Here is a 15,072-nt window from a genome sequence, read left to right as displayed (position 1 = left end):
CGGAAGTAGAACTGTGGACGGTAGTTCGCGAAGAACGGCGTGTGACGGCCACCCTCTTCTTTGGTGAGGATATACGCCTCGGCAGTGAACTTTGTGTGTGGGTTAACCGACTTAGGCTTACACAAAACCTGACCGCGCTCAACGCCTTCACGCTCGATACCGCGCAGAAGAACACCAACGTTATCGCCAGCTTCCCCACGATCCAGCAGCTTGCGGAACATTTCAACGCCGGTACAAGTGGTTGTCTTCGTGTCACGGATACCAACGATTTCAATGCTGTCGCCAACGTTGATCACGCCACGCTCGATACGGCCGGTCACAACAGTACCACGACCGGAGATCGAGAATACGTCTTCCACTGGCATCAGGAACGGCTGGTCAACAGCGCGTGCTGGTGTCGGGATATATTCGTCAACAGCGGCCATCAACTTGCGGATGGATTCCTCACCAATTTCGGGCTGAGTGCCGTTCATTGCGTGCAGAGCCGAACCAGGAATCACAGGCATGTCGTCGCCTGGGTAGTCGTAGGAAGACAGCAATTCGCGGATTTCCATTTCCACCAATTCCAGCAGCTCTTCGTCGTCAACCTGGTCAACTTTGTTCATGTAGACAACCATGGTCGGGATACCAACCTGGCGACCGAGCAGGATGTGCTCGCGGGTTTGTGGCATGGGGCCATCAGCCGCGTTCACAACCAAGATCGCGCCGTCCATCTGTGCCGCACCGGTGATCATGTTTTTCACATAGTCAGCGTGGCCGGGGCAGTCGACGTGTGCGTAGTGACGTGCTTCGGTTTCATATTCAACGTGCGCGGTCGAAATGGTGATACCGCGTGCTTTTTCTTCGGGCGCGCCGTCGATTTGGTCATAGGCGCGGAAGTCGCCGAAGTATTTCGTGATCGCAGCGGTCAACGTCGTTTTACCGTGGTCAACGTGACCAATGGTACCGATGTTAACGTGTGGTTTATTACGTTCAAACTTTGCCTTAGCCATGGTGGCCTCCTTGGTTTTCAAATTGGGCGGTGGGTTGAACACCCACCCTACGGTTTGGGTAGGGCGGGGTTATCCCCGCCGTCCCAGTTATTGCAACGCGCAGTTACGCGAATTTCGCTTGGATCTCGTCAGAGATGTTCTGCGGAACAGGTTCGTAGTGCGAGAACTGCATGGTGAAGTTCGCACGGCCCGACGACATCGAACGCAGTGTGTTGATATAGCCGAACATGTTGGCCAGCGGCACGTTTGCGTCGATCGCAATGGCGTTACCGCGTGTATCTTGACCCTGAACCTGACCGCGACGCGATGTCAGATCGCCGATGATACCACCTGTGTAATCTTCAGGTGTGACCACTTCGACTTTCATGATCGGCTCGAGCAGTTTCGCACCAGCTTTACGCATGCCTTCGCGCATACCCATACGGGCCGCGATTTCAAACGCCAGAACGCTGGAGTCAACATCGTGGAACTTACCGTCGATCAGCGCAACTTTGAAGTCGATGACCGGGAAGCCCGCCAAAGGACCGGAGTCCATGACCGAGTTGATCCCTTTTTCGACGCCGGGGATGTATTCTTTTGGAACAGCACCACCAACGATGCGGCTTTCAAAGGAGTACCCTTCGCCTGGCTCGGTTGGCATCAGGATCATCTTCACTTCAGCAAACTGACCGGAACCGCCGGACTGTTTCTTGTGTGTGTAGGTGATTTCCGCTTCGCGCGAGATGGTCTCGCGGTAGGCAACCTGAGGCGCACCAATGTTGGCTTCGACTTTAAATTCACGACGCAGACGGTCCACCAGAATATCGAGGTGAAGTTCGCCCATGCCCTTCATGATGGTCTGGCCGGATTCAATGTCTGTCTCGACGCGGAAGGAGGGATCTTCGGCCGCCAAACGCGCAAGACCAGTCGACATCTTCTCTTGGTCAGCCTTGGTTTTAGGCTCAACCGCGATTTCGATAACCGGATCGGGGAAGGTCATTGTTTCCAAGACCACAGGATCTGCAACAGAACACAGAGTGTCACCTGTTGTGGTGTCTTTAAGGCCAGCCAACGCAATAATGTCGCCCGCGAACGCTTCTTGAATCTCTTCACGATCGTTCGAGTGCATCATCATCATACGACCGACGCGCTCTTTTTTACCCTTGGTCGAGTTCAAGAGCGTGTCGCCCTTGTTCAACTTGCCCGAGTAAATGCGCGTGAAGGTCAACGAACCAACAAAGGGGTCGTTCATGATTTTGAACGCGAGACCGGAGAAGGCCATATCATCGTCCGCGCGACGCGGGATGTTACGTGTTTCTTCTTCGTCGCCTGGCTTAAAGCCCATGTAGTCAACAACGTCCATCGGCGAGGGAAGATAGTCGACAACAGCGTTCAACAGAGGCTGAACACCTTTGTTCTTAAAGGCGGAACCACACAGAACGGGGATGAATTTGATTGCCAACGTACCTTTGCGGATCAGACCGCGCAGCGTGTCAACGTCAGGCTCTGCGCCGTCCATCAAGTAGTTTTCCATGGCTTCGTCGTCCATCTCGACCGCAATCTCGATCAAGTTGGCACGCCATTCGTCGGCCAGGTCTTTCAACTCGGCACGGATTTCGCGCTGTTCCCAGCCCGCGCCCAGATCGTCACCAGTCCAGACCCATTCTTTCATGGTGACCAGATCGATCAAGCCTTCAAGCTCGGTTTCGGCACCAATTGGGATTTGGATCGGTGCAGGAGTTGCACCGGTACGGTCTTTGATCATCTTCACACAGTTGAAGAAGTCAGCGCCGATTTTGTCCATTTTGTTAACAAAAACGATCCGCGGAACCTTGTAGCGGTCGGCCTGACGCCAAACGGTTTCAGTCTGCGGTTCAACACCGGCGTTGGCGTCAAGAACAGCAACCGCGCCATCAAGAACCGCCAGCGAACGCTCAACTTCAATGGTAAAGTCAACGTGACCGGGCGTGTCGATGATGTTCATCCGGTACTTGGTGTCGGATGTTGCGTCCGCGTCTGGCAATTCCTGGCGCTGCCAGAAAGTTGTTGTCGCAGCGGAGGTAATTGTAATACCGCGTTCCTGCTCCTGCTCCATCCAGTCCATCGTTGCAGCGCCGTCGTGCACTTCGCCGATGTTGTGGGACTTACCAGTATAAAACAGGATCCGTTCGGAGCAGGTTGTTTTGCCTGCGTCGATGTGGGCCATGATGCCGAAATTGCGGTAGCGTGAGAGCGGATAGTCGCGTGCCATGGGGCTGCTTCCTCGAATATATCTGAAACGGATAAATCGCGCCCCAGTGTGGGACGCGACGGGAACGGCTTATGCCGCCCGGATTACCAGCGGTAGTGGCTGAACGCTTTGTTCGCGTCTGCCATTTTGTGCGTATCTTCGCGCTTTTTAACAGCAGTACCGCGCGATTGAACAGCATCCATAAGCTCTCCGGCCAGGCGCTCTTCCATCGTGTTCTCATTGCGGGCACGGGACGCTTTGATCAACCAGCGGATCGCCAGTGCTTCGCGACGCTCGGGGCGCACTTCAACAGGGACCTGATAGGTGGCACCACCGACGCGGCGCGAACGCACTTCGACGGATGGCTTGATGTTATCCAGCGCTTCGTGGAAAACTTCGATAGGTGCGCGTTTGATCTTGTCTTCAACGCGGTTCATCGCGTTGTAAACGATACGCTCTGCAACCGATTTTTTACCATCGATCATCAGGTTGTTCATGAATTTGGTGAGAACCAGATCACCGTACTTGGCGTCTGGCAGTACTTCGCGTTTTTCAGCGGCGTGACGACGTGACATTTAAAGCTCCTAATTGTCAGTTGCCGAGGCAGCGATGGGCCAGCGCGTCTGGTGCGATTTGCACCCCGATCGTCCGGCGCTCAGTCTTACTCGGCTCACTCCCTTACGGGAAAACATGGCGGGCGGCGGGACCGGGCATCGTGTATCTGCGATGCGCCAGCCCGAACCGACCCAAATTACTTTGGCTTCTTTGCACCATATTTGGAGCGACGCTGCTTACGATCTTTAACGCCTTGCGTATCGAGAACACCGCGCAGGATGTGGTAGCGCACACCGGGAAGGTCTTTTACACGGCCGCCGCGGATCAGAACAACAGAGTGTTCTTGCAGGTTGTGCGATTCACCCGGGATGTAGCTGATGACTTCGAAACCGTTGGTCAGGCGCACTTTGGCAACCTTACGCATGGCCGAGTTCGGCTTTTTAGGTGTGGTCGTGTAAACACGTGTGCAAACGCCGCGCTTTTGCGGACATTCTTGCAGGTGCATGGATTTCGAACGTTTGATTTTAGGCTGGCGCGGTTTGCGGATCAGCTGCTGGATCGTTGGCATTCCGGTTTTATCCCCGTTTAGCTCACATAAGTGGTGCAGCGGGGCGGACCCCAGTGCGGTTTCAAATTCGGTCACTTCGCACGTCCACGAATTCTATCTTCGCCCGACACCGATGGCGCAAAGCAAAATCACCGCAGCGTTCCCGTACCGAGGAAAACGAAGCGGTGGGGTAACAGAGGATCGAGTCAGCAATAGACCGGATCGTGACCACAGTAGATATGATGTCGGCAAAGCAGGGCGACCCCTGCATCCGAGATAAGGGCCGTATAGGCAGAGTCGCCGCTGCTGTCAACAGCCCCCCGCCCCAAGTAGGGGCGGCACGCGAAACGGGTATTCCTTCTTGCATCACGCCCCCCCTACCCCGCATATTTACGCTGCATAATCGGGACAAGGCGGAACACGATGCAGATACTTGGGCTATGCCGCTTTTCCTATCCGGCGCTAGGCGGATTTCAGGTCGGGCATGAAACCATCGAAGATCGTATCGCCTATCTTTACGAACCTGCACGGCTAGAAGAAAGATTCCGCCTGTTCGAAGCCGTCGCCCTGCCCTGCCTGATGGCACAAACCGACCCGGACTTCGAGATGATCGTCCTCGTCGGCGATAGCTTTCCGCAACAGCACATGATGCGCCTGAAAGCTCTACTGGCCCCCCTGCCTCAGGCAAGGATCATCGTCGAACCACCCAGGCCCCACCGCGAGGTTATGAAAGAGATACTGAACAACGCCCGTCTCTCGCGGCTTGAGCCCTGTGTTCAGTTTCGGTTTGATGATGACGATGCCATTGCTGTAGATTTCATCGCCAAGCTGCGCAAAGCCGTCGATGACGCGACGCCGCTGTTGGTGCAGCATAAGTCTGTCGCTCTTGACTGGAACAAGGGCTACGTGGCCGAGTTTGGCGCGGACGGGATCGCCGCAACGCCGTCCTACCGGCCTTTCTATACTGCGGCGCTCGCGATGTTCGTGAATGCGCGGTGCCCATTAACCATCATGAACTTTGCCCACGACAAGCTACCCCGCTTTATGCCTGCGCTCAGCTTTCCCGATCAGGCGATGTACGTACGCGGTCACAATGGCTTTAACGATTCACGTCAAAAGCACGCACGACCGATCGAGCTTTCGCCGCTCAGCGCCGAGGAGGAGACCCTGTTCAAGGATCGCTTTGCCATCGACATCAACGCAGTGCGCCGCGTCTTCGCCAAGGGTTAAAGGGGCGGCAGTGGGCGTGTGGTGATGCGCTCGCGGTACAGCGTGAACAACCCTGTCGCGGCGACGATAGAGGCACCGATCAGTGTCGTCGGCACGGGCCAGTCACCAAACACCAGCCAGCCAAGGATCAGCGCCCAGATCAGCCCCGTATAGCGGAACGGCGCGATGAAAGAGACATCGCCAACCCGCATCGTCTGTACGCTGAAATAATACCCCATCAGGACAAAGACAGCTGCCGCAGTGATCGCGATCCAATGGTCTGACGACACCGGTTCCCAAGGGGTGGTGAATTGCGCAAAGGTCGAAAACCCGGTGACAGAGAGGACCGCTGCGAAGGTCACCGTCATCGACGGCACCTCTTTCGACAATCTGCGTGTGCTTAGGTCGCGAACCGTAACGAAGAACACCGCAATCAGGGCGTAGACCGACCAGATATTGAACCCGTCAGTGCCCGGCTTGACGATCAACATCACACCAAAAAAGCCAACGAGGATGGCCGAGAGCCGGCGCCACCCGACCTTCTCGCGGTAGACCAACGCGGCCCCTAACGTCACGGTCAGTGGCAACGACTGCAAGATCGCGCTGAGGTTCGCCAGCGGCATGTTAAACAACGCTGTTACGAAGAAAAAGCTTGCCCCGACTTCGGCACCGGACCGGATGGCGACCAGTTTCCAATCGCGACGGCTCAGTCGCAGGTGCAGCGGGCCAAGCCGCCCCCAAAGCATCACGATCAATGAGATCGAGATCACACCACGCAGAAACAGCAGCTGGAACAGCGGCACCGCCCCGCCCGTGGTCTTGGTCATTGTATCGTTCAACACAAAGGCCGCCATGGAGCCCATCATGAAAAGTGCTCCGGCGAGGTTTGGCGACATTGGGCGGCTTTCTTTTTTGTTAGGTTGGCTTATCATTGCCGCAGGCCGCGACGGAAAACCAGCCCACTCGCGCAAATTTCAGTCGCTATTTAATCACCCCGCCCCCGCAACGAAAAAGCCCCCGCCGATCTCTCAGCGGGGGCTTTTCCAGTTCTTTGTAGCGTAGGCTTAGTTGCGGCTTTCATCGTCGTTAGGGACGTTATCGAATACATCGCCACCGACCACATCATCCGATTTAGGCTCTGGCGCGGCCAAACGTGCGGCGGCTTCGGCTTCTTCGCGACGGGCTTCGATAACCACGTTGTCACGATCCGCTGCAACCTTACGCATCTGCTGCGTCGCACCACCGGTACCGGCTGGGATCAGACGGCCCACGATGACGTTTTCTTTCAGGCCAACCAGCTTGTCGCGCTTACCCTGAACCGAAGCCTCGGTCAGAACACGTGTGGTTTCCTGGAAGGACGCCGCCGAGATGAAGCTGCGGGTTTGCAGCGACGCCTTGGTGATACCCAGAAGGATCGGTTCGCCTTGCGCAGGACGTCCGCCTTTGGACAGCGCTTTGGCACAGGCTTGGTCGAACTCTTGCTTATCGACGTGTTCGCCTTTCAACAGGGTGGTGTCACCGCTGTCTTGGACTTCCCACTTCTGCAACATCTGACGCACGATCACTTCGATATGCTTATCGTTGATCTTAACGCCTTGCAGACGATAAACATCCTGAACTTCGTCGATCATGTAGTCAGCCAGCGCTTCGACACCCATAATCGCAAGGATGTCATGCGGCGCAGGGTTGCCGTCCATGATGTAGTCGCCTTTTTGGACAAAGTCACCTTCCGCAACGGGAATGTGCTTACCCTTAGGCACCATGTATTCGACCTTGTGATCCGGATCTTCGGAAGACTCGATCGAGATACGACGCTTGTTCTTGTAGTCCTTGCCGTAGCGGACATAGCCGTCGATCTCTGCGATGATCGCGTGATCCTTGGGGCGACGTGCCTCAAAGAGTTCCGCAACACGTGGCAGACCACCGGTAATATCCTTGGTCTTGGCACCTTCGCGCGGAATACGCGCAACGATGTCACCCGCCGCGATTTCAGTCTGGTCCTCAACGGACAGAATGGCATCAACGGACATAGGATAGGTCACCGGGTTGCCCGCATCGTTACGGACAGGTTCGCCATCGGCATCTACCAGAATAACTTCTGGCTTCAGCTCATTGCCTTTGGGTGCTGCACGCCAGTCGATCACGATCTTCTGTGTCATACCGGTTGCATCATCGGTTTCATCCTTAACCGCGATCCCCGACACAAGGTCGACGAACTTGGTCATACCGGATTTCTCCGCGATGATCGGCAGCGTGTAGGGATCCCATTCGAACAGCTTGTCGCCGCGCAGAATGTTCTGACCGTCTTTCACGAACAGCTTGGTACCATAGCCGACTTTGTGGCTGGCACGCTCGTCACCGTTTTCGTCAACAATCGCAAGCTTCATGTTACGGCCCATGACCATGATCTCACCTGCGGTGTTCTCAAGGGTCAGAGCGTTATCGAACACAACCTTACCGGACTGCGACGCTTCGAGGAAGGACTGTTGGCCACCCTGAGCAACACCACCAATGTGGAATGTACGCATCGTCAGCTGCGTGCCAGGTTCACCGATCGACTGCGCGGCAATAATGCCGACAGCTTCACCTTGGTTCACCAGCGTACCGCGTGCAAGGTCACGACCATAGCACATGGCGCAGACGCCCTCTTCGGCTTCACAGGTCAACGGGCTGCGGATACGGGCAGACGCCACGGCAGCTTCGTCGATAATATCGGCCAGACGCTCGTCGATCACAGTCTGTGCAGGTACCAGCACTTCTTCGGTACCAGGGCGCAGAATGTCATCAGCCGCAACACGACCCAGCAGACGTTCCGCCAGAGACGAGACGACTTCGCCGTCGTTGACAGCAGCTTCGGCGGTGATCGCAGTTTCCGTGCCACAGTCATGCATACGAATGATACAATCTTGTGCCACGTCCACCAGACGACGGGTCAGGTAACCCGAGTTCGCTGTTTTCAAAGCGGTATCCGACAGACCCTTACGGGCACCGTGGGTGGAGTTAAAATACTCCAGAACGGTCAGACCTTCTTTAAAGTTCGAGATAATCGGTGTCTCGATGATGTCGCCATTCGGCTTCGCCATCAGACCGCGCATCCCGCCCAGCTGTTTCATCTGTGTAACCGAACCACGCGCACCGGAGTGGGCCATCATGTAGACCGAGTTCGGCTCCATGACTGCACCCTGAGCATCGCGACGTTCGGCCGAAATGGCCCCCATCATCGCGTCGGTGACTTTGTCGTTACACTTGGACCAGGCATCGACAACTTTGTTGTACTTTTCGCCCTGAGTGATCAGGCCGTCCATGTACTGCTGTTCAAAGTCTTTGACCTGATCGCGTGTCTCGTCAACCAAGGTCCACTTGGTTTCGGGGATCAGCATGTCGTCCTTACCAAAGGAGATACCGGCGCGGAAAGCTTCGCGGAAACCCATGGTCATGATCTGGTCACAGAAGATAACGGATTCTTTCTGACCACAGTAGCGGTAGACCGTATCGATGACCTGCTGCACTTCTTTCTTACGCAACAGACGGTTTACCAGATCAAACGGCGCTTTGGCGTTCAGCGGCAACAACGCACCAAGACGAATACGGCCTGGTGTGGTGTCGAAACGCTTCATCACTTCGTTGCCTTCGGCATCGATCTGCTTGACCCGCGCTTTGATTGCGGTGTGCAGGTGGACTGCACCGGCATCAAGCGCGTGTTCGACTTCCTCAACGGAACCAAACACCATGCCTTCGCCCGGCATGCCTTCGCGTTCCAGAGTCGTGTAGTACAGACCCAAGATCATATCCTGCGACGGAACAATGATCGGTGCACCGTTTGCAGGCGACAGAACGTTGTTCGTGGACATCATCAGAACACGTGCTTCAAGCTGGGCTTCAAGCGACAGTGGTACGTGAACAGCCATTTGGTCGCCGTCAAAGTCAGCGTTAAAGGCCGAACAGACCAGCGGGTGAAGCTGGATCGCCTTACCTTCGATCAGAACCGGTTCGAACGCCTGAATGCCCAAACGGTGCAACGTAGGCGCACGGTTCAGCATCACGGGGTGTTCGCGGATCACTTCGTCAAGAATATCCCAGACTTCGGGACGCTCTTTTTCCACCAGCTTCTTGGCTTGCTTCACGGTGGAAGACAGACCTTTGGCTTCGAGGCGCGAGTAGATGAACGGCTTGAACAGCTCGAGCGCCATCTTCTTGGGCAGACCGCACTGGTGCAGCTTCAGCTCGGGTCCGGTCACGATGACCGAACGACCGGAGAAGTCGACGCGCTTGCCCAAAAGGTTTTGACGGAAGCGACCTTGCTTACCCTTCAGCATATCGGACAGCGATTTCAACGGTCGCTTGTTGGCACCCGTGATCACGCGGCCACGACGGCCGTTGTCGAACAATGCGTCAACAGATTCCTGCAACATCCGCTTTTCGTTCCGGACGATGATGTCAGGTGCGCGCAATTCGATCAGACGCTTGAGTCGGTTGTTCCGGTTGATGACACGGCGATACAGGTCGTTAAGGTCGGAGGTCGCAAAGCGGCCACCATCCAGCGGCACCAGCGGGCGCAGCTCTGGCGGGATCACAGGAATGACGGTCATGATCATCCACTCGGGCCGGTTGCCGGACTCGAGGAAGGATTCAACGACTTTCAAACGCTTGATGATCTTTTTCGGCTTCAGTTCGCCTGTCGCCTCTTTCAGATCGGCACGCAGTTGGTCAGCTTCGGCTTCAAGATCGATGGCAGCCAGCATTTCGCGGATCGCTTCGGCGCCGATATTGGCGGTGAACGCGTCCATGCCAAAGGCATCCTGAGCGTCCATGTACTCTTCCTCGGTCATCATCTGACCATAGGTAAGATCCGTCAGACCGGGTTCGATCACGACGTAGTTTTCAAAGTACAGCACGCGCTCCAGATCGCGCAGCGTCATATCCAGCATCAGGCCGATGCGCGATGGCAGCGACTTGAGGAACCAGATGTGCGCAACAGGCGACGCCAGTTCGATGTGGCCCATACGCTCGCGGCGGACCTTTTGCAGGGTAACTTCAACGCCACATTTCTCGCAGACAACGCCGCGATACTTCATGCGTTTATATTTACCGCACAGGCATTCGTAATCTTTGATCGGGCCAAAGATACGCGCGCAGAACAGGCCGTCCCGTTCGGGCTTGAACGTCCGGTAGTTGATGGTTTCGGGTTTCTTGATTTCACCGAACGACCACGACAGGATCCGCTCTGGCGATGCCAGAGAGACCTTGATTTCGTCGAACGTCTTAGTCGGCGCGACGGGGTTGAACGGGTTGTTTGTCAGTTCCTGGTTCATCTTAAATCCTTAGATAAGTCTCGAAAGCGGAGGGAGAGAGGCGTTTTCAGTCTGAGAAAACGGGCCGGGGTTTAAGAAAACCCCGGTGCTTTCCTCACTCTTCTTCCTCCGCATCCAGGAGTTCCATGTTCAGACCAAGACCACGTACTTCTTTCACAAGTACGTTGAACGATTCCGGAATACCGGCCTCGAAGTTGTCTTCGCCTTTGACGATGCTTTCATAGACCTTGGTCCGTCCGGCCACGTCATCCGATTTCACAGTCAGCATTTCCTGCAAGGTGTATGCAGCGCCGTAAGCTTCCAAAGCCCAGACCTCCATCTCACCAAAGCGCTGACCACCGAACTGCGCTTTACCGCCCAATGGCTGCTGGGTGACCAGCGAGTATGGACCAGTCGAACGCGCGTGGATTTTGTCGTCCACAAGGTGGTGCAGTTTCAGCAGGTATTTGACGCCGACGGTGACAGGGCGGGCAAACTGCTCGCCTGTGCGACCGTCAAACAGAACCGACTGACCGGAGGTATCGAACCCGGCCCGTGTCAGACTGTCATTCACGTCTGCTTCCTTGGCACCATCGAATACCGGCGTGGCGATTGGGACACCGCGTGCGACGTTCTTGGCTGCGTCCAGCAAGGATTCCTCGTCCATTCCAACGATGCCTTCTTCATAGACGTCGTCGCCATAGGCGTGGTGCATTGCTTCGCGCACTGGTGTCAAATCACCGGAGCGTTTGTATTCCTGCAGGGCCTCGTCGATGTTGATGCCCAAGCCGCGAGCGGCCCAACCCATGTGGGTCTCAAGGATCTGACCAACGTTCATACGCGATGGAACACCCAGCGGGTTCAAACAGAAGTCCACTGGCGTGCCATCCGCAAGGAACGGCATGTCTTCCATCGGTACAACCTTGGAAATAACACCTTTGTTGCCGTGACGACCAGCCATCTTGTCGCCCGGTTGCAGCTTGCGCTTCACCGCGACGAACACTTTGACCATCTTCATCACGCCCGGAGGCAGATCGTCACCACGACGGACTTTTTCGACTTTGTCCTCAAAGCGCGCATCCAAGGTCCGTTTCTGGATCTCGTACTGCTCGTTCAGGGCTTCGACGATTTTCGCGTCGTCTTCGTCTTCGAGTGCCAGCTGCCACCACTGACCGCGCGACAGCGACGCCAGCAGGTCTTCGGTGATTTCCGAGTTCGACTTGACGCCTTTGGGGCCTTTGACAGCGATTTTGCCGATGATCATAGACTGCAGACGCGCGTAGATGTTGCGGTCAAGAATACCAAGCTCATCGTCGCGGTCACGGGCCAGACGTTCGACTTCTTCACGCTCGATCTGCAACGCACGTTCGTCTTTTTCGACGCCGTGACGGTTAAAGACACGCACTTCGACGACTGTACCAAAATCACCGGGCTTCACACGCAGCGATGTATCGCGCACGTCCGAAGCTTTCTCGCCAAAGATGGCGCGCAGCAGTTTTTCTTCTGGCGTCATCGGGCTTTCGCCCTTGGGTGTGATCTTGCCGACAAGAATGTCACCGGGTTCAACATCCGCACCAATGTAAACGATGCCGGCCTCATCGAGGTTGCGCAGCGCTTCTTCACCGACGTTCGGGATATCGCGTGTGATTTCCTCTGGCCCCAGCTTTGTATCACGGGCGGCGACTTCGAATTCCTCGATGTGGATCGAAGTAAACACGTCGTCACGCGATACACGCTCAGAAATCAGAATGGAGTCTTCGTAGTTGTAGCCGTTCCAAGGCATAAACGCGACGATCACGTTCTTACCAAGCGCCAGTTCACCCATGTCCGTCGACGGACCGTCCGCGATAACCTGACCCTTTTGAACCGTCTCGCCAACCTTCACCAGCGGACGCTGGTTGATGCAGGTGTTCTGGTTCGAACGCTGGAATTTGCGCATGCGGTAGATGTCTACGCCCGCGTCACCCAACTCAAGGTCTTCGGTGGCACGGATAACGATACGGCTGGCATCGACTTGGTCGATGATACCGCCACGTTTCGCCATATAAGCAGCACCGGAATCCCGTGCGACGACTTCTTCGATACCGGTCCCGACCAGTGGTGCTTCGGCTTGAAGCAAAGGCACCGCCTGACGTTGCATGTTCGAGCCCATCAAGGCCCTGTTCGCATCGTCGTTTTCAAGGAACGGGATCAAGGACGCAGCGACCGAGACCAACTGTTTTGGCGAAACGTCGATCAGGTCAACGTTTTCGGAAGGCGACAAGGTGTAGTCGCCCGATTTCCGCGTCGAGACCAGATCGTTCACGAACTTCATGTTCTCATCAAGGTTCGCGTTGGCCTGCGCCACTGTGTGACGCATTTCTTCCGTAGCAGACATATACTGCACGTCATCGGAAACCACACCGTTCGATACCTTGCGGTAGGGTGTTTCGATAAAGCCGTACTTGTTCACACGGGCAAAAGTGGCCAGCGAGTTGATCAGACCAATGTTCGGACCTTCGGGCGTTTCAATCGGACACATGCGACCATAGTGTGTCGCATGAACGTCACGTACTTCAAAACCGGCACGCTCGCGTGTCAGACCACCTGGCCCAAGCGCGGAAAGACGACGCTTGTGCGTCACCTCGGACAGCGGGTTAGTTTGGTCCATGAACTGCGACAGCTGGCTGGAACCGAAGAATTCACGTACCGCAGCAGCTGCTGGTTTCGCGTTGATCAGATCCTGTGGCATCACAGTGTCGATTTCGACGGAAGACATACGTTCCTTGATCGCGCGCTCCATCCGGAGCAGGCCAACACGGTACTGGTTTTCCATCAGCTCGCCGACGGAACGCACACGACGGTTGCCCAAGTGGTCAATATCGTCGATGTCGCCACGGCCGTCGCGCAGGTCAACCAGCGCCTTGATACAGGCGACGATATCGTCACGGTCCAGCGTGCGCTGCGTGTCTTCCTTGTCGAGCGCCAGGCGCATGTTCATCTTTACACGGCCAACCGCCGAAAGGTCATAGCGGTCCGCATCAAAGAACAGCGTGTCGAACAGGTTCGACGCGGCTTCGACTGTGGGCGGCTCGCCCGGACGCATAACGCGGTAGATATCCATGAGCGCGGTGTCGCGGTTCATGTTCTTGTCCGCCGCCATGGTGTTACGCATGTAAGGGCCGACGTTGATGTTGTCGATGTCGAGCAGTGGGATCTCGAAGATGCCTGCGTCGATCAGCTCTTTGGCTGTACCACCGATGAGCGTACCGTCTTTGTCGTGCTCGAGCGTCATCTCGTCGCCCGCTTCGACATAGATCGCGCCGGTTTCTTCGTTGATGATATCACGTGCAGCAAATTTGCCCGCGATGTGGTCAAACGGCAGCAGCAGTTCGGAAACCTTGCCTTCGTCGATCAACTGCTTAACGGCACGAGGTGTAACCTTCTTGCCCTTTTCAAACAGGATCTCGCCTGTCGCAGCGTCAACGAGGTCATACGTTGGCCGTGTGCCCCGCACACGATCCGGGAAAAAGGGTGCAACCCAGCCTTCGCCATCTTTCAGCGTATAGTTAACGGTGTTGTAATACGCGTCCATGATCGCTTCTTGGTCAAGACCCAGCGAATAAAGCAGCGTTGTTACAGGCAGTTTGCGGCGACGGTCGATGCGCGCGAAGACGATGTCTTTGGCGTCGAATTCGAAGTCGAGCCACGAACCGCGGTAAGGAATGATGCGGCAAGCGAACAGCAGTTTACCCGAAGAGTGGGTTTTGCCTTTGTCGTGGTCAAAGAACACGCCGGGTGAACGGTGCATCTGGGATACGATCACACGCTCGGTCCCGTTCACAACAAACGTACCGTTTGGCGTCATCAGGGGCATGTCGCCCATGAACACGTCCTGTTCCTTGATGTCCTTAACCGATTTTGCACCGGTGTCTTCGTCTACATCAAACACGATGAGGCGCAGCGTCACCTTCAAAGGCGCGCTGTAGGTCATGTCGCGTTGCTGACATTCCTCTACATCGTATTTTGGCTTTTCAAGCTCGTACTTGACGAATTCAAGAACCGACGTCTCATTGAAGTCCTTGATCGGGAAAACCGACTGAAAGACGCCCTGGATGCCGTCACCGTCTGTCGGTGTTTCCGCATCGCCGGAGCGCAGGAACAAATCATAAGAGGATTTCTGAACCTCGATCAGGTTCGGCATCTCCAGCACTTCGCGGATTTTGCCATAGTATTTACGTAGACGTTTCTGGCCAAGGAAGGATTGCGCCATGTGTCTGTCACCTTTCG

7 protein-coding genes and 1 pseudogene are annotated in these 15,072 nt (G+C 55.8%); 1 reads left to right on the top strand and 7 read right to left on the bottom strand.

Annotation, left to right across the window (positions count from 1 at the left end):
• Positions 1 to 14 precede the first annotated feature (14 nt).
• The 4 genes and pseudogenes from tuf to rpsL form a co-directional block, all read right to left on the bottom strand.
• A pseudogene (gene tuf / locus E5180_RS00005) lies at positions 15 to 992 on the bottom strand (elongation factor Tu); the annotation flags it as partial.
• A gap of 103 nt (positions 993 to 1,095) precedes the next feature.
• Positions 1,096 to 3,222, bottom strand: a complete 2,127-nt coding sequence (gene fusA, locus E5180_RS14945; protein ID WP_138925074.1) for an elongation factor G — start codon at positions 3,220 to 3,222, stop codon at positions 1,096 to 1,098.
• Positions 3,223 to 3,305: 83 nt separating this feature from the next.
• Positions 3,306 to 3,776 (bottom strand): 30S ribosomal protein S7, encoded by a 471-nt coding sequence (rpsG, locus tag E5180_RS14940; protein WP_093734409.1) that lies wholly within the window; start codon positions 3,774 to 3,776, stop codon positions 3,306 to 3,308.
• 176 nt (positions 3,777 to 3,952) lie between these two features.
• Entirely contained in the window at positions 3,953 to 4,324 is a 372-nt protein-coding gene (gene rpsL / locus E5180_RS14935) for a 30S ribosomal protein S12 (RefSeq protein WP_005849863.1), read from the bottom strand.
• A gap of 402 nt (positions 4,325 to 4,726) precedes the next feature.
• Here rpsL and E5180_RS14930 point away from each other — a divergent pair, with 402 nt between their 5' ends.
• Positions 4,727 to 5,533, top strand: a complete 807-nt coding sequence (locus tag E5180_RS14930; protein WP_138925073.1) for a putative rhamnosyl transferase — start codon at positions 4,727 to 4,729, stop codon at positions 5,531 to 5,533.
• On the opposite strand, the gene E5180_RS14925 is transcribed toward E5180_RS14930, so the two are convergent.
• The 3 genes from E5180_RS14925 to rpoB all read right to left on the bottom strand — a co-directional run bounded on the left by E5180_RS14925 (position 5,530) and on the right by rpoB (position 15,055).
• Positions 5,530 to 6,408 (bottom strand): DMT family transporter, encoded by an 879-nt coding sequence (locus tag E5180_RS14925; RefSeq protein ID WP_138925072.1) that lies wholly within the window; start codon positions 6,406 to 6,408, stop codon positions 5,530 to 5,532. The genes E5180_RS14930 and E5180_RS14925 overlap by 4 nt on opposite strands.
• Positions 6,409 to 6,576: 168 nt before the next feature.
• Positions 6,577 to 10,824: a DNA-directed RNA polymerase subunit beta' gene (gene rpoC / locus E5180_RS14920; RefSeq protein WP_138925071.1), complete on the bottom strand. Its 4,248-nt coding sequence runs from the start codon at positions 10,822 to 10,824 to the stop codon at positions 6,577 to 6,579.
• Positions 10,825 to 10,918: 94 nt separating this feature from the next.
• Complete coding sequence (rpoB, locus tag E5180_RS14915; RefSeq protein ID WP_138925070.1) at positions 10,919 to 15,055, bottom strand: DNA-directed RNA polymerase subunit beta; 4,137 nt, start codon at positions 15,053 to 15,055, stop codon at positions 10,919 to 10,921.
• Positions 15,056 to 15,072 lie beyond the last annotated feature (17 nt).

The sequence above is a fragment of the Sulfitobacter sp. BSw21498 genome, assembly GCF_006064855.1.
GTDB lineage: Bacteria > Pseudomonadota > Alphaproteobacteria > Rhodobacterales > Rhodobacteraceae > Sulfitobacter.
This window is presented reverse-complemented; position numbering and strand designations above follow the sequence as displayed.